The following is a 21,324-nucleotide window of genomic DNA, read 5'->3' as shown; positions in this document are numbered from 1 at the left end:
TCTCCTAAATATTTGTAAAATTAAGAAATTGGGCTTCCTTATACTGTTCTTCTTCAGAAAGTTTTAATCCAATTTCTTTTTTAATTTGTATCGCAGTTAACAGGATAGCCTTATTACTTGTAATAATTTTTCCATCAGATCTAATAACTCTCAATTTCCACTGCGATGAGTTTCTCTTCCAGTCAATGACTTGTAATCTGTAAAGATACTTATTCATGTCCAAATTGGCATTATGATAAAAACATGCTCCTATAAGTCCCAGAGCTTGAACAACAACACCTTGAGTTATGATATAATTCTCTCTTAAATCCACCTTTGAAATTTCTTTTTTTACCAATTCATTCCACTGGATAATGTTCTTTGATACACAAGTCCAAAAAGAAACAAGAAAATGTTCAGCAGTATCAGATATATCTACGCCTCCCACTATTTTTTTGTTAGCCGTATAAAAAGTATTCAATGTGAACAAATTCGATGAATACTTTCCTAGAATGTCTTTCTCTTTATCTGTGTATTCATTAAGAAAGGGAACTTGCAAAATCACATTCCGATTGATAACTGCCAACTCATCTCTCGAATCATATAATTCTGATATCGAATTAGATGTTTTTACCGCATGCTTATTTAAGTCAGTAAATATCTGTTGGCTCCGCGAAAGTCCTTGATCCTCATAGAAAACAACTGATATTGTTTCTTTTCCAAGAGTATCATCTTCTTTAAGGGCATCTAAGATTGCTGCCTTACGATGTTGTCCATCATTAATTAAGAATCTTGCATCCATAGATACCTCTAGGATTCCTGTTCCCATTCCATCAGAGCGTTCATGGAATACGAATTCACCATCAATTGAAGCCGCTAGTGCTGAGAATACATATGAATCTCTATTATCTGTAATATATCTACTGATAATTGGAATTCTAGACTCATTTAATTTTCGTTGCGCACGATATTCCGGGAGGACATATTCGTCCTCATTTGGAAACAATTTCGAAATCATCTTAAGTGGAACCATCGCTATAAAATATTCGCGTCCAGCCTGTATACCTCTAACAACAGGAAATTTATATGCAAAATCCATAAGACCTCCATAAGAAAACATGCTATACTTAAGTAGACTACTTAAGTATAGCATGTTTTGATTACATAGTCAATTTATCTTATAAAAGTTCCCAGAATGCCTTATCCTTAACATAGACAGGATTTTTATTTCCGATCTTTATAATACTATGATGTTTCTCCAAAGATTTAATCGCATTATATAACTGCCGGTTCTCTGCTCCCTTTGCTTCCGTCTTGAAAACAAACTCAACATCAGAATTTTTTAAATCTGATACATTATGAACAACCCAGGTTAATATATACTTTGAATAATCATCCTCACCACTTCCAAAATGTTTCAGGAACTGTGTTGATAAAATAGTACCTACACCAAATTCTCTTCCTTCCTTCAGGATCTTTTTAAGTGCTGCAAAACCTTCACTCATGAAATTATCTGCCTCATCAACAAGAATTAACTTTGTTAACTGTCTATAGTTGCCTTCTATTTTACTTGATCCCGCTGCTTGCATCTGCGAGTAAAACAAATCAAGTGTAATTGCTATAATTAAGCTTTGAATATCCGAATCATATCCAGATAAATCGATAACAATAACACCCTTTAATAAATCAAACAAAGACTCTGTCTTACTAGAATTAGCTTCAAAAACTTGGAACATATGTAATTTATCAAGTGCGGCTGATAAAGAATCTCCTTTCTTTATTTCTTCATCATTTGCATATCGTTGATAAACCTGAGCGAATGTCGGTGCTTCATTATCCCAAGTACTTGGATTTCCAGGATTAATACTACTAGCTGTATAAGTATCCATTATGCACTGTAACAAAGTATTCTGTTGCTTTGGTCCAAGATTATATACCTTAGAAATAGTATCCTTAAATGCATTTGCAGTATGGGTAGGCAATAATGGCTTAAACACCGCAGATTTTGTCAATGCTATAGGATTAAATGGTAACTGATACGGCTTATATATAGTTGCATTAGTAGCAGCCACAAAATCAGTCTTGCTTTCGTTATAATCACCCTTATAATCAAAAATAAGAATTCCTAATTCCTTACCTTCAACATTATTTTTCTGTTGTCTATACAGCTGTGTGATCATCGATTTTGTAAACTGCGTTTTTCCAGTTCCCATTGTTCCAATAATACCAGTGTTCGTATGGAAAAGCTGTGATGTATCATTTGGTGTCCACAGCACCGGTTTGCCATCCTGTTCATTTGTTCCAAACAAAATATTCATTCCACTAAAGATATTTTCATCTTCGACGTATTTTTCACTAGAATCATCTTGCAAATCTGGTGTATCAACTTCTGTTTCAACATTCTCTATTTCTTGTTCTTCTGTATCTTTCTGAGAATCTGTTTCAAGTTTTTCAGCCTGCAATTTCGATAAATCTCCTGTGAGATTCTGAACCGGAATCGCATCAAAAATCATTAGTTCGTCAGTTCCCTTTTCTCTAATATCCGCATATATTTCTATCACATCTTTTAGAATTAATCCAAATTCATCACTTTCTGGCATTTCGATGAAATTTATAGAATCTTCCTTGAATGATGTTTTTCTTGATATCAAAGATTTTTTAAACGAAAGTACTGCTCCCTTTCCTAATACTTCTTGAATATCATCTGATAAAATATAATGTTCATTTAACAGTGCTTCCCTATATCTATCTAAAACCTTATTCCAGTCTTGCGAATCATCCACATGGTAAACTTGCATCTTTTTGCAACTGGTAACTAACATTTGCATCAAGAAGTTTCTATTTACCTTATACAAAACAGTCTGCAGAATCTCTCCATCTGGATTAAATGCCTTTTGCAACCCATCAGCTGTAGCTGATGCCTGCTCAAATGCTTTCTTAATTACTGTATTATCATTATTTCCGATTTTCACTTCTGTAGGATATAGATATATTTTAGGTTCAGCACCATTCATATTCAGACCAATAAATAACAAATCATCACTAGTTGGTCCCTTTTCAAATCCAAGGTTTTTAGCAGACATGACACCTTCGTCTTTAGATAATCCTGCTCCACCTGATACTCTGAGCATCTCTTCCAATGAAACTGGAACCCACAAAATATCACTATGTTTCAAAAATGCCAGCATAAATTTAATAGCTGCAACAATACTAATTTTCTCACGACTAAACGCAGAATCCTTATTAGCCCTCTTAGACGAAACTAATCTTAATAGCCAATCACCATTTACTGCATTAAATAAACTAATGATTTTGTGAACATCATCGACATCGGCATTTACACCTTTTGTCTTCAAATATTCTTGAATCACCTGCGAATACTGCTGAGATTTACGAGTAACAGTTATCGCATCATATCCACTACTTGAAGTATACTGATCACTATAATGAATAATCAGCAGATCACTTTTAGCCTCCTTTTCACTAAAAAAATCCAAATCTACTTTTGGATCAACAAATACCACCCAGTTAGAATTTTTATAAATATAATCCATCTTATTCTCAGCTTTTTCATCTATCTGAGTAGAAATACCAGTACCTGCATAATAAGGATTGCCTGACTTCTCAACCTGCATTAACGAGTTATATCTCATAGCTAATTCTATTAGTTTATTTGGCTCTGCGTATTTCCCACCAAAACCAGTTCTATACTTATGTCCATATTTACTTGAAGGAATCCCTGACAAAATTCCTCCAAGGGATGCACCTGTTTCGATTTGGCTCATTGTAGCTGTCTCTGAAGTGATTTCTGATTCCATCTCATAGAATGCGATATGAGAATATGCATATTCTTTTCCGTTATCTTTGTGAAAATAGCATTCAATATTCTTGGACAAAATACCTTCCAAGCTATTCATTGATGTACCATTTTCAACCGACAATTTTAATTCTTCCAAATAGGTCTTAAGAACACCATACTCTTTGATATTGGTAAACACATTGCCATTCATATCATTACCATAAATATGAATCTCAAATCTTACCAGTTTATCAATATCTGCAATTTTATTAATTGCATGAATAAAGAATTGCGCTATTCCAACAAATACCTCACTACAATCACCCATATTAATAAGATTAATTCTTATCGTTTTGTTATTAATATCATCAAATATGTATCTAAAGTGAGAAATAAATTCTGATATTTTCTCTTCTACAAGTTTAGGTACATATCTACGGCTTCCTCTATATTTTTTATTCTCTACCAGAGCATAATACTTCCACTCTTGAGAAGACAGCTGATCAGATACTTTATATATCTTCTTATTTCTCTGAATATATGGAAGCAAATTCACTGAATTTAATCTATCAACGACAATATCACTTGCACATTCCATTCCTTGCTCATTTAATAGAGCTAGTTGATACATAATATTTAACGGATGGAATGGTGTAAGTAATATTTCATCATTGCTTTTTCCAACAGTAATTGTTCCAAGATATAACGCATCTTCTTGTTCTGTTGACAAATTCGATCCATCTTGAAGATTTGCATAGCACTCTTCAAACGCTACAACATATTCCTGTGCAGTTACATATATTTCCTTATCTCCTAGGTATGCTAATGTTGGAATTGTATTTTTACTTCTTAGAGCCTCAGTGAAATTGGTGTATGCCAGTAGTAGCTTTCCGGAAAGTTTCAGCTTGCGCTCCTCCAACTCTACAGAATCTGACTGATAATAATTTTTACAAGAGCAACAAACATATTTGTGCTCAACGATCATGCTCTCAACTCGTAACTCTCTTAAAAGGTTTGCCTTTGCAAAATACTCCTGTGAATCACTTAAAATAGATCCATCGTCATATTGAAAACTCTTCTTTGAAGCTAATTTATCTCTAAGAATCTTTCTACCTATTATCTCAATACTCTTTGATTCATCAGGATAGATAATAAATGGAATTACCAGACCAGCAAAATTGAGATCAATCTTAATTCCACTTCCAAAATTTGCCAATTCTTCTTCTGTAGAACAAATAATTAATCTCTGACCAATGCTGCAGTTATACACTTCATTATCTTCAAGACCTAAAGATACAACATCTGCACCATTTGGATTAAAAACTAATGTAGTTCCAACACCAGCAAGCTTTACTCTGCTATTCTTTCTAGCCTTTTTTAATTCCAAACTGAAGCTATGCTTAAGTGTTGAATACATATATTCCGCAGAAATTTCTGCAATGCAAATTTTGAACACATACTTAATATCATTTGAAAGATCATGAATTGATACTTCATGGAACGAAACACCATCCCCATCAAATTCAAAAATAACATTCTTTCCTTCCTTAATAAATTCAGCATCATCTTCTGCTATACCATTATTGGGAATCTTAGCATTACAAGCTACCTGCAAATATATCTTGTTATAATGATTAGGATTAAAAATAAATAAATTCTTTGTCCTCTTCTTTGCAGTTTGAGCACCTTCATTTTTTATAATAAACTCTTTATCTAATGCAATAGCATTCAATGGAAGATCGCCATATATACTAATATTTTCATTTTCAATCTTTAGCGGATTTCCCATTTTTGCTTGCTTTTTCTGCATTGCATCAAGTAATTCTGCGCATGTAAAAAATCTGCTCCAATCATCCTGGTGTTCTTTTTGAGTTTTTTCAATTCGAACAATAAATGATTCCTCAAAGTCCTTCGATAAAATCGCTTCTAAATCACCAAATCGAATACCACGATCTATCTTCTCAAACAAAGCATTGTTCTCTTTGATTAACTTGTCTATCTGTGAGCTTCCATAATTCCGGTATTCTGACTTTCCGTCAATCGGGAACAATCTAAAGCTCGCAAAACTCCTATCATCAATCTTTCCACTACTCATAATTGCAAGAAGATCTCTATATTCGTAAATAGATGTCTTATCGCTAAAAACATCGCCCTCTCTTCGATTCAACTCAAATCTTAGGATTCTTTTTTCTGCATCTGTAAGCTGAGTGCTTCCATCAACCATCTCACGGATTTCTCTCATTAATTCATCTGCATGGAATGGCATTCCACTTGCCGACAAATCTCTAGATCCACTTTTAGCACTATCAATCAAATTCGCCGAAATCATTAGTAATGGAATCTGTTTTTCATTTGCAACATTTCTGAGTGTTGCACACAAAAAGTCATTCGTCATCCCATCAATCTGAGCAGCTATGATTACTTCATCATCCATTACCTTTAATGTGAATGTTTTGTATTCATATCCATCTCGGCAAAGATACGAAAACTCTCCTAATAACAAATTGCTTTCAGCTAAAGACCTCAACGCATTTGAGACCTTAAAAACCATTCCTTCGTCATCAAGTTTTAAACAAAAGCTCTCTCCTTTTAAAAGTGCACCTTCGGATGCGGCAGTCTGGAAATAACTATTAATCTTTTTTGCAATAAAATCATAAAATTCGTTTAACATACTGAGCATCTCCACTATCACTCTTCTTATCAATCAGGTTCAACTTTGTAAAGAATTCTTGAAGATATTCTTTCGATGAATTATCTAAATAAATTCCTCTGAATTCATACTCTTTATACAAATCATTTAATCTAATCTTCTCTTCATTACGAAGCGATATTTTTGTAAGGAAAATTATATCTCTCTGGGTTAAATTAAGAACCAATCCAGATTTCTTTCTATTTTTTACCCAACGATATTTACAAAACTCACTAAATTTCTCATTGTAAAATTGATTAGCTCTCTTTCTTTCTGTATTTAAGAACTGGACTTCAACACATTTGAACAAGTGCCTAATCGCTTTTTCCGTTTCAGTATTCGCTACTTCATAATATTCAACTTCATCAAACCGCTTGTAATCACCGACATAGGAACAATACACTTCTTCTGCCCTTTTTATTTCTTCAGCAATTTGATGATCTTTGTTAGGAAACTGTTCCAGATATTCTCTAAACGCTATGTAATCCCATTTTGTATCCGAATCAGTTTGATTGATTATCTCTAATGTGATTGCATGGCTAAACATATGGTTAATGCTTGCTTGTAATCTATCCCATCCCGAAGAACAGCACATTCTATTTTTACTAACTTTTTCCCAGTCAAGCGCATAATAAAAATCTACTGTATCATCTCTCTTACCATCACAGAATCGATCCAATGATATGCAAGTCTGAGATACATAATAGAAATAATACACAGAAAATAAATCGGAAAAATCCTCAAGCGAAGTCATTCCTGTATTAAGCATACATCGAAAATCATCTTTGAATTTCTTTTGAATATCTGCCTTAATGCTATAATAGGGTTCTTTCTCTTCAAACTCTGAAATCTTCTTATTTTCCATTGTCTGAATAACCATATCTTCTAATACAGTAAAATGATATTGTCCCTTTGCTGTTTCTACCGCTTCATGATCATCTTCTGATAGACCTAACACCGAATATAAAAAGTGTGCTAAGTTCTCGGCACTCTTATTGTTTGAAACAGTCTGATAAGGATATAGCCCTAAATTGTTTCCAACAAAATCATTTCCAACAAAGAATATGCTTTGAAGCATATCCTTAAAATAGTCTATATCTTCATCATCAATTTCTATTTCCTCAAGTATCACCTCTGATAATGAATCAAAATCAACTGGTTCAGTTTTCTTTCCCTGGATTTCTCTAAAAAATGCACTTACTATATCCTCAAGGTTCATTACAATTGGAGCCTGAGTCTTTCCACTTGCTTTATATGGGAACAATTTAAAAGCACCATCTGGTTTATGAGTGAGTCTCATGGAATCAGATGATTTTTCTTCAGTAGATTTTGCATTAAAGCTCGTAATAAATTTTTCTTTGCTGAATGAATATTCCATTACTTCACCACCTTGAACTTATAACCAAATTTCCCCTGTGAAATAACTGCCTTCTTACCATCATCAGAAACAATTGATAATGATTTTGTGAGTGATCCTGTCTGCAAAATTCTATTAACAAAACTAATAAAATCTGCATGATTGTTTCTATCATCGGCAGTCTGTATGTATCCTCTGTTCAATTTATACACCAGCTCATATAAACAGTAGTCTATATCAAGAGATATGACTTCATCCTCTTCGTCAACAAAAGCTACTGTAATTGTCGGAACAAATCTAAATAACTCATCAGTGTTCTCTGGATGGGGAATGTGATCAAGGCTAGCATCAAATTTTACATTTTCATATAAGGTAAATCCCTTATGTTTATCATCTAGACACAGATTATCGTCCTGATCTTTTCCACACCATTGAATCACACCTTCTTCAATCAATTCATATAGCTGACCAAGTTTCTTTCCTTTACCGGCATTATACATATACAAATTATGTACAAACTCTTGATATACTGTATCTGCATAATCCTGCTTTTCTATTGCACTTATTCGAACAACTAAATTAAATAATTGAGAGCGGAGTACCTTATCACTATTTATTTTCTGCACCATATTTGAGTCAAGTATAGTGCCGCTATATGCTGCATTCACTAATTCATCTTTAATCTCTTTAGAAATATCCGAGCTTACATAATACGCAATAGCAATTTCATCAGCCTTCTCTGAACGAGCCAACAACGGATCGTATTTTCTTACCATGTTCATTAGAGGTGTTACGTCATTTGAATCAAAAATAAGAGAAGGCATAATTTGCTTCATATACTCTTTCAAAAAAGATGTGTCATCTATCAGTTTCTGAAATTTACCAAAACTAAAATTATTCGAAACCAAAATATCAAAAATAAAGTTTAGTATCTCTCGTGTTGTCAAAACCATCTTATCTTGAACAACTGTCTTAACTAAAAGATTCGCCACAAATCGCTGTCTGCTCTTCTGCATCATAAATTCATAGTTAGCTTTAACCGGACATCTCTTCGATAGCGGACATGATGAGCAATCACTTTCATATGATTCATAGAATCGATTTCCTTCGTTATGACCAAATACCTTATCCAAAATATCTTCAATGTATCCAGCATGAACTCTGTTCTCAGTAAGCGAATACATGTGATAATCAGCAAAACTTACATGCTGAAAATGACTGTGTGAATCATACCCATTATCATTCACTTTAGATGTAAGAATATTGCTCTTCTCGACATAAGCTTTTAAGTTCCGATAAGCTTCTCCATATTCAGATTCGATAAAATTGCTCAATACCCCCAAATTGATTGCAAGAATGATATTCTTTCCTGGCAATTCTAGATTCGCATCCTTAAAAGAATCAAGCAGCTCGTTCAAAGTTTCAATCGCAGTCTTTGAAGGAGAATTACTTTCTGTAGCATCATTGTAAATCATGTATCCTTCAAGCAAATTCTCTTCATTTAAATTTTTAAGGTATGATAACAGATGAGATTTCCCGTCGCCAGCACTTCCACAAAGAAGAATCAGATTCTTCTTTCCAGAAGCATTTACTTTACGCAGAATCTTCTTCAAATCCTCTTCTGCTGTTCTTGTAACATGCATATATACCTTAAAAGTATCAAAACTCTCAACATTATCTATGGAATCGCTTGATGATTTTCTAAGTCTGTTCAGTTCATTAACAAATTTACAACTTCCCATAGCCTTACTCACCCTTCTCCTTTATATACTTTCCTGTTTTCACTCTCGCATCATCAGGCTTTTTAGCAGCACTCGGAATTAACCAAGTCTTACCCTTTTTGATAACTCCATCAATTCTTCCATCTGCACAGAGTACCCCAATTCTTCTTGATGAAATCCCCCATCTCTCTGATAATTCTACAGTTGTTAAGTATTCCATAATTTATCTCTTTCTCGTTGAAAAGCAATACAATAAATCACTTTATATTATATTCATTTATCAGAATAAAGTCAATTTCTTTTCACAACAAGTTAGCAAGCAGTGCTCCTGCACATACACGGGCGCATTTTGCTTGTTGGAGGCACATCCCCAATCCCCTTAGAATGTCATCTTTGATGGTTTTCAGCACTTTGTCAGGCCTGTTTTCTTCAAGCAAGAAAACCATATTTACATTAATTGACAACCTAAACCTCATCCTACACTATAGTTATCTCCATTGGGTGCTTGAATAGATTTAATTCTTGGTGCCCGTTTTCTTTTTTCGGTGCTCCAACTACTCATTTTTATATTTTTCTGTGCTCTCAAGCACCATAAAATAAATCATGACCACCAGCTTAGCTGGTGGTTTGCTCTGCGGCTATAAGCCGCTCTTTCCTGCCTGCCCCTAAAGGGGCACTGAAAAGTTTGACTTCCGCACTACATTTTCTGGCTGGGACTGTCGCATTAACAAATTTTAAAAAGTTAATGTGCAGTCCTTTTTTTATGAGTTTTCAACTATATAAATTGATATTTATTACCAAGTGCCCTAAAAAAGTGTATACTAAAAAAGCCTTGAATGACTTCTGCAAGGCAATATTGATTTTTCTAAATTTATGCACTTTTTAACTTAAATAAATGTGTGCCTGTTTTACCTTTTTGAATTTTGTTATGCAGTTTATTAATATTCCTGGCTATGGCTAGCAGAATGCTTTCTGCCAAAACATTTGATGCACCTTTGCTTAGATATCTCCTGAAATGCATATCCTGTTTCAAATCTCCAAATGAACCCTCAGCCTGAATACTTCTGTTCATCCTTAAAAGTGCACCCTCATCTGATATAATTCGTCCTAAATCCGCTTTTCTCTGTTTTATAAATGTTTTTGCAACCTGTAGCACCTTTGTTCTGTCTTCAATAGGAGTCTTGCAATTATTACCTTTTATGCATTCACTTTTATAAGGGCATCCTTTACAGCATTCACATTTATAGATTGTTTTTTCACTTACATATCCCGTTTTCGACTTACTATGTATTATATGGTCTGCTCTTAGTTTTTTGTTGTTTTTACAAATATATAAATCTGATACCTCATCGTACTCTATATTTTCGATTTTTCCTATGTCATTCCTGTATTTTCTGGTTTTTGAAATCTCATAATTAGCAGGCTTTATAAAAGCTATTTGGTCGTTGGCTTCTATATACAGATAGTTCTCTTCGCTTTCATATCCTGCATCAGCAGAAATATTTTTATACTTAAACTTAAGGTGCTGCTCGGCATCTTTTAGAAATGGAATCAGCATTGTCGTATCAGTTGGCTGTGGACCTATAGTAAGCCAGGTAATGTATTCGGAATCAACACCATGCTGCAGGTTAAATGCAGGCTTGAGCTGACCATTTCCCATTGCATCTTCTTTCAGGCGCATAAAGGTTGCGTCATTATCTGTCTTTGAATAGCTGTTTCTTTTTCCGCATAAATGCAGCTTATGATTATACTCTTTAAGTTTAGACAGGTACCCTTCCAGTGTTTCTATGCTTTTCTGTAAAAGAGATTTTCTTCTGCCAATGCCATGCACAAATCTGATATCTGATGTTTCCTTAATAGCATACAGTTTTTTGCACAGTTTTTTAATATGTTTTATTTTAACTGTGTCACCATGTACTATTTCAATGCCGTAAAGATTTTCACACTCATCAACAAAAATGGCAAGTTTAATAAGAAGCTTTGCCTGATTTTTTGTTACTGACTTTTTCCATACGAAAGTATATTTATTAGCATTAGCCTCAATTTTAGTACCATCAATAAATATGGTTTCTCCTGATATTTCTCCCAAATCATACAGAATATTTGAAACCTCTGCAAGAATACGTTTGGAGCATGGCGCAAAATGGATTTTCCTAAATCTCGCAATCGTTGCATGATCGGGTGGAGTACATCCTTCAAGAAGATACATAAAGTTAATATCTCTTTTGCAGTTTTGTTCGATAGACCTTGATGAATAATCACCATTCATATATGAGTATAAAACAATTTTCAGAAGTGTTCTTGGCGATAGTGAATTTATTCTTTCATAAGTTGAATATAGATCAGTCAGATCCATTCCCTCCACAAACTGACTGAGTAACCGCACAGAATCATTTTCAGGAATAATTGTTTCAATATTTAGCGGAAGTTTTAGTTGATATATTCCGCCATTCAAGGTATAATTTTTATGTGTTAATTTGGTTTTTTGCATAACTTAATTATACACCAAAAGCCAGACTTTTAGGAGTCTGGCTGCTGTTTTTTTAGAAAAAAAGAGCTGTGCACTAGTTCTTAGTGCGACAGCCCCTGTTTATTTGCCTTTTATTACCGGCTCACCCGTAAACGGATCAATATATTCACTTAATGACATTTGATCATATTCCAAATCCTCGTATAATAAGTGTATAACCAGTATAAATGATGATTATGCACTTATCCTTTCTATAGATTTATAGATGATCTGAGACACCCGGATAAATCCTTTCCATCTCATCTACATTGGTTATTAAACTCATAGGTTATTCTGTGGTATGATATCAGCAGAGTCTGATGTCTAGAGGCACTGCTTTTTTTCCTTTCAGCCCGGTTATCCGGTACCTGCTTATGGAGCTTTCAGCCTGAATCATATGTCATATTCCGCTTACACAGATGTTTCATCCTCCGGCGAAGCACCAGCAAAATAGCTGCCGGAGTGCATGCTTATTATGCGAGGTTTCGGTCAGCATATGATTCACAGGATAAACCTTTTGCTTCAGACCCCAAGAATAAATGGTCGGAAAGGTGGTGATATCATGTTAAAGATCAACCCATTATCTACGCTTTACGTCGGTATTGACGTCAGTTCGAAATCCAACTTCGTTTGTGCATTGGATTTCTATAAAAACAAATACATTAACTCTTCTTTCGCCAATAATCAGCCCGGTGCTGATGAACTGGCTAAGAAGATTTTAGAGTGTTTAAAGGAACATCCTGACCTTAATACTGTTGTTGCTGCTTTAGAAGCAACTTCTGTCTACAGCATCCACATTGCTAACTATCTTTCTTCCTGTGAGGAACTAATGAGTTTCAAACCATATGTGTTTGTTGTTAATCCCAAATGTACTGCCAACTATAAAAAGAGTTACATTGGTGTCGGCAAGTCGGATCCGATTGATGCTTTCGTCATTGCTGATTATGCAAGAGCCGGAAATATCGAAACGCAGCCTTGGCGTGGAAGCCAGTTTCTGGCTCTTAAACGTCTTACAAGACATCGTCTTCACCTTGTCGAATGCATGACCCGCGAAAAGGCTTATCTTGTATCCAACCTCTATCTGAAATTCAGCGAACTTCAGATGTTGGAGAAGGATGACCAGCCTTTTTGCGATATATATGGTGCAACTTCTTCAGGTGTTTTAACAGAATACCTGTCTCCGGAAGAGATTATTGATTCTTCCGAAGAAGAACTCGTAGCTTTCCTAGCAGAAAAGAGCCGCAACCGGATTAAGGATATAAGCAAGACTGCAGAACTGCTAAAGAAAGCTGCAAGAGACTCCTATCGCCTTGATAAAGCACTGTACGAACCATTAAATGTATCCATAGCCAGTTCCTTCAACTGCATCGAAACTTTCAAGAAAGAGATTAAAATAATCGATACGGCCATTGAACGTGAGATCAAAGGATTAAACCCAAATGCATTTATTATTCTTCAATCCATTGATGGCATAGGTCCTGTATTTGCAGGTGGTATCATCGCCGAAATTGGAGACATCGCTGCTTTCCATTCATCAGATGCTCTTGCTAAATATGCCGGTCTCATGTGGAAATCTAACCAATCAGGAGACTTTGATGGAGAGGACACACCTATGAGCAAAGCCGGTAACCGTTATCTCAGGTACTATCTTGGCGAAGCTGCCAACAGTATGAAAAAACACAATGTTGAGTACGGAGCGTACTATCGAAAGAAGTACAATGAAGTTCCGAAACATCAACACAAAAGAGCACTCGCACTGACTTCACGTAAATTCGTTCGTTTGGTTTATGGATTGCTGGCCAAAAACCAACTATACTCCGGTGTATCGCTGGATACATCAACTGAATAGCTCTTTTTAACCTATGTTTTTACATAGGTCTATTAAAGTTACCCTTTTTCAAAAAAACATCTCAAAATCATTTCAAAATATCTCTTGACATATCACCAGATTGCTCCTGATTTTCATTGTTTTTTTCTATTTTATTTATGTGTTTTACTATGAAGTTGTTGTAAGTCTTTTCGCCTTTTGTAAGCTGTTTGTAGTAGCCAAAGATATGAATAAAATCCCCTTGCTTTAGGTCAGCAGTATTCTCAACCTTATCTCCATAGAGATTGCAGTTTATATACTCTTTTGTTTTATCTTTCTTTGACTTTTTGACTACACTGAAATTAGCAACCTTTACCTTTCCATCACTCGTTTCAATCTCTGTAACATTGATGTCGCTAATAAGGTTTACATTTATGTTAATCATCTCTCTTTGCATACTTTCCTCCGTTTTCTTTTCCAACAAAAAAAGACCACTTTCGTGATCTGTTTTCTAATTTCAATTTACTTTGTTTTTGTAGTTTCTGTCATTTTAACTTCTGCTCATTATGAGCAAAAGTGGGTGGACTTCTTACCCTCATATTATTATTGCTCATCTATGCTACATTCCTTTCTTTGATTTTTGTAATAAAAAACAGTAAATCCAATTATTCGTTAGATTTACTGCTCTTTTTCAGCTTTATTCAGTTGTTTTTCTTCTTTCAACTTTTCTATTGCCTTTACATCAACATAATGTGTGGCATAGCTTTTTTCAATATCTTCTGATCCGCTTTTACTAAATTTTAAAATTATAACAGGCTTTTTACCTTGCCCACCTTTTTTCTTAACTGCCCATCTTTTATATACTGTAAATGATGGCTTTAGGTTATGTTTAGTGCCATAAACTTTAATTTCGTGCAAGACTGTAGATAGCTTTTTAAGGTTTATATTACATACCTTTTCTAAATATGGTACTTTTCCATTCCTCCAAAGTTCATAATCTTTCTTTGAGAGTATTTCTAAATCCATCAAGACATCTACAGTTGTAGCATAACCTTTCTTTTTTAACTGATAATACATAGATGAATGAATTTTAGGTATCAATTCTTTATTATTCAATAGTTGGATCTCCTTTTGTGAATAGTATTATAACACTTATATAAAACTATGAATTCTACAAAATCATATGTTCATTATAATAATTCTTTAACAGTTCTTCAAATCTATCTATTGGAAAGATATATTCCTGTTTTCCGCCAATCTTTTGCATTACGGGAATTTTATTTATATCTTTATTGAATTTTCTTGTTTGCAGTATATTATTTTCTATATATTCATAAAGCCTATATCCATCATCAAGTACAAAACTTTGATTACGGTTAAGAGAGGATATTATGCTTTTATCTACAAGTTTATCAAAAACTACAATAGGGTGCTTTTCAAAAAGTCTTTCCAGTATATTTGTCATTTCTTTATTAGCTTCATACAAGTATAATAGATATTCAGCTATGGTATTGCCTAAACTTTCCAAATCGTTAATTTTAATATCTACTACAATGATAGTAAGTTTACTTGCAAAGTTCATAAGCTGAATACATTTTCTTCTGTCAAAGTAAAATAGCTTCGCTCCCCATTCAAGTATGCGGTCATTTTTTTCCATCTCATAAACTTTTTCAGCAACTTCTCTAATTATATAATCTTTATATTCATTTGGTCTTTTAAGTTTATATCTTTCCATTGTTTGTTTTGTGCAGTAGATTATCATTTATTTCCTCACTATTTGATTTTAAAGCATAAATCTATGCCGGATATTTATTATAGGTAGAGTTAATTATACCATTAGTTGAATAAATTGTACTCATATTTTCTTAAACTTGTCTATCTTTTTTATATCTGTTTTTGCTTATTATCAACTTTTTGTACCATTTTTTTAACTTCTGCTCATTATGAACAAAAGTTACTCTATCTCTACATCCAATACACTAACTTTCATATCTTTTTTGAGATTTACTTCGTCTTTTCTCTTTAGGTACTTTTCTATATCAAATGTATTTTTATCATTGAAATCTGATAATAGCTTGTAGTTCTTATGCTTTGTTATATCAAATTTATCTGATAGAAACGGTCTTACTCCTCTTAGCTGCATAATACACTTTCCACCGTCCATTACAAAAAGTTCATCTTTGCTCATTAACTCTTTGCCTGTCTTTTGGTAGTTAAGTCCAAAGGATTTTTGATTTGACCTTGTTTCTGATGTGTTATATAGGTCTATTGTTTCTTTTCCAAGTGTTTCTGATATTTCTTTAAGCGTTGTACTTTCTTTTCCACCTAAGAACAATGTTGTATCGCAATTCCCTATTACGGTGTCCGAGTGGTCTTTATATATAGCCTTTAATTGAGATTGTGCTTGTAGTATTATACAAGCTGATATTTCTCTTGAACGGATTGTCGCTATTAACTTCTCAAACTTCGGAATTGAGCCAATGTTCGCAAACTCGTCTAACAAGCAACGGACGTGTACTGGCAATCTTCCTCCGTACTCATCATCAGCTTTATCACAAAGTAGGTTAAATAACTGTGTGTACATCATTGCTACTACAAAGTTAAATGTATCATCTGTATCAGAGATAATAACAAAGAGTGCTGTTTTCTTATCTCCAAGTGTATCAAGTCCCATTTCATCATCTTTCATTAGATTTCTTAATTCTTCTATATCAAATGGTGCAAGTCTTGCACCACAAGAAATAAGAATACTTTTAGCCGTTTTTCCTGCCGCTAACTTATACTTCTTATATTGCTTTACTGCAAAGTGATTAGGCTTTTCTTTTTCAAGTGCTTCAAAGATATAATCTACTGCATTTTTGAAGTTTTCATCTTCCTCTCTTACTTCACTTGCATCAATAAATGAAAGTAGGGTAGAGAAGTTTTGTTCTTCTTCAGGTGCTTCATAGTAAAGGTATCCAATAAGGGCTGTATAGTAGAGTTTTTCGGCTTTTACCCAAAAATCCTCACTAGACTTTTCTCCTTCTCCTTTAGTATTTGCAATGATTGTCTGCACTAATTTCAGTATGTCTTTTTCACTTCTTAAATATGCGAATGGGTTATAGTGCATTGATTTTTTAAAGTTTATCGTATTTAATACCTTGATTTCATAGCCGTTCTTCTCTAACATCTTTCCGCACTCAATAAGGACCGTACCTTTCGGATCAGTTACAACATACGATGAGTGCATCTGCATTAGATTAGGTTTTACAAAAAATCTTGTTTTGCCACTTCCTGATCCACCGATTACAAGTACATTCTTATTTCTCGCATACTTAGGCATCTTTGGTCTGCCATTCATAGTAAGTCTTTCTGTATTGGTTAAAAGTATGTTATTTTCAAATTTTTCATCCATATACGGCTGAATATCTTTATTATTTCCCCATCTTGCCGAGCCATATTCTCTACCTTGTCTAAATTTCTTTGCATTTTTCTTTTTGTTATATACTGCAAACCATATAACTGCTGAAAATATTGTACCTGTAAGTAAGTCGTTTACTCTAAAAGAGGGTAGATAAGACATATTTGATATATCTGATAGTGCTACAATGCTTCTATCTATAAAATCTCCACCTGTGTAGCTGTTTACCTGTCTTGAAAATATATTGCCTATATAAAAGAAAAAGAGATAAGGTAAGTTTAATAACGCAAACTTTTTCTTATCTCTTATGTGAAACGCATTTTTTAAATCTTTTAAAATTGCTTGTAAAATCTTCGTTTTTATCACTCCTTTCTACAAACTCTGTTCTTGATGTTTTTCCTTAACTTTATCTTTTTGAGGTGCATTTTTGACTTTTTCTTTGAAGTGATTTAGCTTGTCTATTACAGACTCTCTCTTTTTGTCTTTTTGTGCAAATTTTTCTACTGCATTTTTAAAGGCTTGTTCCATTACTTTTTCGTCTTTGGCTTGAAAGAATATGATGTTATTGCCATTTGTCAAATCCTTTTTTATGCTAAATTTTACTCCGTCTTTTTTTAGTGTCTTTTTCAGGTTTTTAAAGTCTACATCATTTAATTCTAAGGTTTCTACTTTACCTTTTTTGACTAAGTCTTTAACTGATGTAGGTGTCTTATCGTCTACAAATTCTTTGAAGCTTTTACCTTTTTTTACTGATTCTTCAAGTAGTTTTTTCATCAGCTTTAGTACAGTTTTGGTACTTGTAATGCTACCTTTTCTAACAATAGCTATTGTTTTACCTGTTACTTCTTCGTTTATCAATCTATCACCTGCTTTCTCCTAAAATTGTTTTTACATATTTTGCTTTTTCTTTCATTTTTTTTAATCTTCTATCTTCTCCACTAAATACAAGTGGTATTGCCATTTCAAGCACTCTTGAATATATCCTCTTTTCTCTTAAATCGTTGGTATTTACAAGTGCATCTAAGGACAAGTTAGTTGTAAATATTACCGGTTTATTTGCTCTATATCTGCTATCTATGATGTTAAAAATATGTTCAAGTGCAAATGTTGTATCTCTTTGTATTCCTAAATCATCTATGATTAAGAGTCTACAGCTATTTAGATTTTTGATATACTTGTTTTTCTCTATTTGTAAGTTCATCATATTGTTTAGGATTGTTGCAAAGTTTGTCATTTTTACTGTTACTTTTTCTTCTATCAGTGCATTAGCTATTGCTGCTGCAAGGTAGGTTTTTCCTGTACCTACTGCTCCTGTTAGAAGTAAGCCTATATTTTCACTTTCCATTTTGCTAAAATTCTTAACATAATTCATAGCAAAGTCTTTATGTTCTAATGTGCCATCTTCATCTTCAAAGGTTTGATTGTATAAAAGATTATCTCCAAAAGCTGCCTGTCTTAGCATATTTAATTTCATTCGCCTGTCAAATTCTTCTTGTTCTTTTCTTTCTTCGTCTATCTCTTTTTGTCTGCAAGTACAAGGCTTATAGATTTTTTTCTTTTCTCCTGCAAGATCAATAATCTGTTCTTTGGGAGTATTACAAATACCGCAATACAAAAGTCCATCTTCAGCATTTATATAATCCATATTTTCTTTATTTTGCTCAGACTTTGGTATATCTTCTAAAATCTTTGATAGTATCTCCTTGTTATCCATATTTCCTCACTTTCTACTGTTATTTAACTATCTGTTTTTCAGTTTTGGATGCAGTAATTTTTTGTACTACTAACTACCACCGATAAGCTCTTGTAATAGCTTGTTGTCATTTGAATAGTATTCCTCAAGTGATTTAGGTTTATCTATTTTTATTATGTTAAATGGTGCATTATATAGCAAAGAAAGTATGTATGCTCTAAAGTTTATTATTTTAGGCTTGTTATCTTTCAGATAGTTTAATACATACCTAATATGTTCTTTTTTGATGGATAAAAACTGCTTCTCAATATCCTCATAGCTTTTATATGCCTGATTTATTCTCAAGTCTTTTTTACTTTCTATACTTTCTACCATAATATCAACTATGATATCTATTAGATTTATATCTGCATAGTCTTTTACAAGAGATTTATAATCTATATTTTCTCTTATTTTTTTCTTTACCCCCTCCACCTGTTTTAACTTTTGATTGTTTTCTTTATCCTGTGAGGGGGATAAGGGGGAGGTCTTATTATTATCAGTATAACTAAAATCAGTATTATTTATATTAGTCTTATTAGGGTTTGTTTTTGAAACCTCTTGAAGTTTATTTTCTAAACTTCTTGAATTTTGATTTTCATACCTCTGTAGGTTTGCATTTGAAACTTCTTGATTTTTATATTCTAAACTATGGTCAGTTTCTTGTATTTCACTCATTTGTTCTTCATTTTGTGATTGTTCTTTTGAAAAATCATTTTTGTCTATGAGAAAGCTCATTACATATATGATATTGGGTTTGCCAAGTCCTCTGCGTTTTTTCTCAATAAGTCCGAAATTTTCAAGTTCTTTCATTGTATTTATAGATTTATTTTTACCGAAGTTCATAGTTTCTTCTATTTCTTCGATAGTAAAGATAATATATACTCTGTTTTCTTCATCTATCCAATTATTTTTCATAGATAGACTCATTCTATCTAATAAAATACCATAAAGCACTTTTGCATCACTGCTAAGGCTACTAAAATTTTTATCTGTAAACAACAGCTTTGGAATACGAAAAAAGGAGAATTGTTCTGCTTCTTTTCCGTAGTAGTAGCTAAAATTTATATTTCCCATAACTTTCTCCTTATATTTTATTTTTTTGCATTAAAAAAGAGATAGTCTTTTTACTTACTATCTCTTAAAAACTTATATGCCTTGTTTTCATTTATTTTTTATCTTTTGATGTTTTTTCATCTGATACTTCTTTTACTACATCTTCTATCAGTCTTGACATATCTATGGCATTTTTTGATGTAATTACAGGCTTTCCTGTTCTTTCTTCTATTGCTTTTCTTGCATCTCCTGCTATGCTTCCGCCTTCTTTTGCTACTTTTTTATTTTCTTCTAAGCCTTGTGGATTTGTTGAATTTGTGATTTCTTTTGTTGCTGTTTCTGCAAGCATATTTAGTATAATCTCTGTAGTTGTCATATTATCTCTTAGATTTTCCTTTTTCAAGCCTTTAAAGTCTTTATATTTTCTTGTGGTCATTCCTGACCACGCCTTTGTTATTTCATCTGTAAGTATGGCATATTCTTTGCCTTTTTCTATTCCATGTTCGTCCCAAGCATCCGTTAATTCTTTTCTGACTTGTATTGCTTGTAATCTTTGATTTATCCACTCTTTTGTATAGCCTTTTTTTAGATAGGTTTCTAATGCTCTGTCTATTGTAAGTTCTGGATCTATTGTTTCATCTATTCGCTCTTTTCCTACTTCTGCGAGCCACATTTTAAATGGCTCTGCTTTAGGTGAGGGAATTGACTGTATGATACGGAAAATACCTTGCATATCGGCTACATCGGTCTTATACATTTTTCCGTCTTTTGGTGATTTCATTTTCAGTTGGCTACAATTTGTAGCCAACTGACTTCCTTCTTCTTTTAATCTTGTTTTTAGCACACTCCAATACTTTCTTGGATTTTCACTTTCTGTCAAAACTCCTACTACATCAACTATGCTGAAATACCATTCTTCTTTTTCGTTATCCCAAGCAGAGCGTATTTGTTTGTTATCATATATTTTTATCTCGTTCATATTATTTACTCCTATATGGCTTTTATTTAGTATTATACCCTAACTAAGCATCTTTTTCTATATTTTCAAAATACATATTTAAGGCTTTTTCTATGATTTCTTCTGCTTTTTCTTTATCTTCGTTTTGAAAAAACTTCTGATATGTCTTTTGAGATAATCTTACACTTTGATATTCTTTTGCCTTTGGAGTTTTAAGCTCCGCTAAATATCTTTGTATAAGCTGATTATCTAATCCTTTTTCTTTATCAAGAAGATGTAAGGTTTTAGTATCACTTGGTTTTAATGATATTTCTAAA

At 33.2% G+C, this 21,324-nt stretch carries 14 protein-coding genes and 3 pseudogenes; 1 reads left to right on the top strand and 16 read right to left on the bottom strand.

Translation table 11 applies throughout. The features are described from left to right. Nucleotides 1-4 precede the first annotated feature (4 nt). The 7 genes and pseudogenes from dndB to ACTTKP_RS05510 form a co-directional block, all read right to left on the bottom strand. Nucleotides 5-1,078, bottom strand: a complete 1,074-nt coding sequence (gene dndB / locus ACTTKP_RS05540) for a DNA sulfur modification protein DndB (RefSeq protein WP_442552909.1) — start codon at nucleotides 1,076-1,078, stop codon at nucleotides 5-7. Between the two features lie 79 nt (nucleotides 1,079-1,157). Beyond that, entirely contained in the window at nucleotides 1,158-6,449 is a 5,292-nt protein-coding gene (locus ACTTKP_RS05535; RefSeq protein ID WP_442552908.1) for a helicase HerA domain-containing protein, read from the bottom strand. After that, complete coding sequence (gene dptG / locus ACTTKP_RS05530; protein WP_442552907.1) at nucleotides 6,430-7,845, bottom strand: DNA phosphorothioation-dependent restriction protein DptG; 1,416 nt, start codon at nucleotides 7,843-7,845, stop codon at nucleotides 6,430-6,432. Before dptG ends, ACTTKP_RS05535 begins: the two co-directional genes overlap by 20 nt. Next, nucleotides 7,845-9,566, bottom strand: coding sequence for a DNA phosphorothioation-dependent restriction protein DptF (gene dptF / locus ACTTKP_RS05525; protein WP_442552906.1), 1,722 nt, complete (start codon nucleotides 9,564-9,566; stop codon nucleotides 7,845-7,847). The genes dptG and dptF overlap by 1 nt, the downstream gene beginning before the upstream one ends. A gap of 4 nt (nucleotides 9,567-9,570) precedes the next feature. Beyond that, entirely contained in the window at nucleotides 9,571-9,765 is a 195-nt protein-coding gene (locus tag ACTTKP_RS05520) for a DNA-binding protein (RefSeq protein WP_442552905.1), read from the bottom strand. Nucleotides 9,766-10,416: 651 nt separating this feature from the next. Next, the gene (locus tag ACTTKP_RS05515) at nucleotides 10,417-12,036 is read right to left on the bottom strand and encodes an IS1182 family transposase (protein ID WP_442552904.1); all 1,620 of its coding nucleotides are present in this window, start codon (nucleotides 12,034-12,036) and stop codon (nucleotides 10,417-10,419) included. Between the two features lie 99 nt (nucleotides 12,037-12,135). Then, nucleotides 12,136-12,234: pseudogene (locus ACTTKP_RS05510) on the bottom strand (IS200/IS605 family transposase); the annotation flags it as partial. A gap of 382 nt (nucleotides 12,235-12,616) precedes the next feature. Between ACTTKP_RS05510 and ACTTKP_RS05505 the strand changes: the two are divergent. Then, nucleotides 12,617-13,903 carry an IS110 family transposase gene (locus ACTTKP_RS05505; protein WP_442552903.1) on the top strand — a complete coding sequence of 429 codons (1,287 nt, stop codon included), beginning with the start codon at nucleotides 12,617-12,619 and terminating at the stop codon, nucleotides 13,901-13,903. 67 nt (nucleotides 13,904-13,970) lie between these two features. On the opposite strand, the gene ACTTKP_RS05500 is transcribed toward ACTTKP_RS05505, so the two are convergent. The 9 genes and pseudogenes from ACTTKP_RS05500 to ACTTKP_RS05460 all read right to left on the bottom strand — a co-directional run. Further along, complete coding sequence (locus ACTTKP_RS05500) at nucleotides 13,971-14,318, bottom strand: single-stranded DNA-binding protein (protein ID WP_442552902.1); 348 nt, start codon at nucleotides 14,316-14,318, stop codon at nucleotides 13,971-13,973. A gap of 221 nt (nucleotides 14,319-14,539) precedes the next feature. After that, nucleotides 14,540-14,977 carry a hypothetical protein gene (locus ACTTKP_RS05495; protein WP_442552901.1) on the bottom strand — a complete coding sequence of 146 codons (438 nt, stop codon included), beginning with the start codon at nucleotides 14,975-14,977 and terminating at the stop codon, nucleotides 14,540-14,542. Nucleotides 14,978-15,032: 55 nt separating this feature from the next. Continuing rightward, nucleotides 15,033-15,623: a DUF6933 domain-containing protein gene (locus ACTTKP_RS05490; RefSeq protein WP_442552900.1), complete on the bottom strand. Its 591-nt coding sequence runs from the start codon at nucleotides 15,621-15,623 to the stop codon at nucleotides 15,033-15,035. A 192-nt stretch (nucleotides 15,624-15,815) separates the two neighbouring features. Continuing rightward, nucleotides 15,816-17,366: pseudogene (locus ACTTKP_RS05485) on the bottom strand (VirD4-like conjugal transfer protein, CD1115 family); the annotation flags it as partial. 267 nt (nucleotides 17,367-17,633) lie between these two features. Continuing rightward, complete coding sequence (locus ACTTKP_RS05480) at nucleotides 17,634-18,119, bottom strand: PcfB family protein (protein WP_442552899.1); 486 nt, start codon at nucleotides 18,117-18,119, stop codon at nucleotides 17,634-17,636. Nucleotides 18,120-18,123: 4 nt separating this feature from the next. Further along, nucleotides 18,124-18,975, bottom strand: a complete 852-nt coding sequence (locus ACTTKP_RS05475) for an ATP-binding protein (protein ID WP_442552898.1) — start codon at nucleotides 18,973-18,975, stop codon at nucleotides 18,124-18,126. A gap of 69 nt (nucleotides 18,976-19,044) precedes the next feature. Further along, on the bottom strand, nucleotides 19,045-20,070 hold the full coding sequence (locus tag ACTTKP_RS05470) for a replication initiator protein A (protein ID WP_442552897.1): 1,026 nt from the start codon (nucleotides 20,068-20,070) through the stop codon (nucleotides 19,045-19,047). A 91-nt stretch (nucleotides 20,071-20,161) separates the two neighbouring features. Further along, nucleotides 20,162-21,028 (bottom strand): BRO family protein, encoded by an 867-nt coding sequence (locus ACTTKP_RS05465; RefSeq protein ID WP_442552896.1) that lies wholly within the window; start codon nucleotides 21,026-21,028, stop codon nucleotides 20,162-20,164. A gap of 43 nt (nucleotides 21,029-21,071) precedes the next feature. Next, nucleotides 21,072-21,324, bottom strand: a pseudogene (locus tag ACTTKP_RS05460) (ParB N-terminal domain-containing protein); the annotation flags it as partial.

Origin of the sequence: Catonella sp., from assembly GCF_052169795.1 — a bacterium.
GTDB lineage: Bacteria > Bacillota > Clostridia > Lachnospirales > Lachnospiraceae > Catonella.
This window is presented reverse-complemented; position numbering and strand designations above follow the sequence as displayed.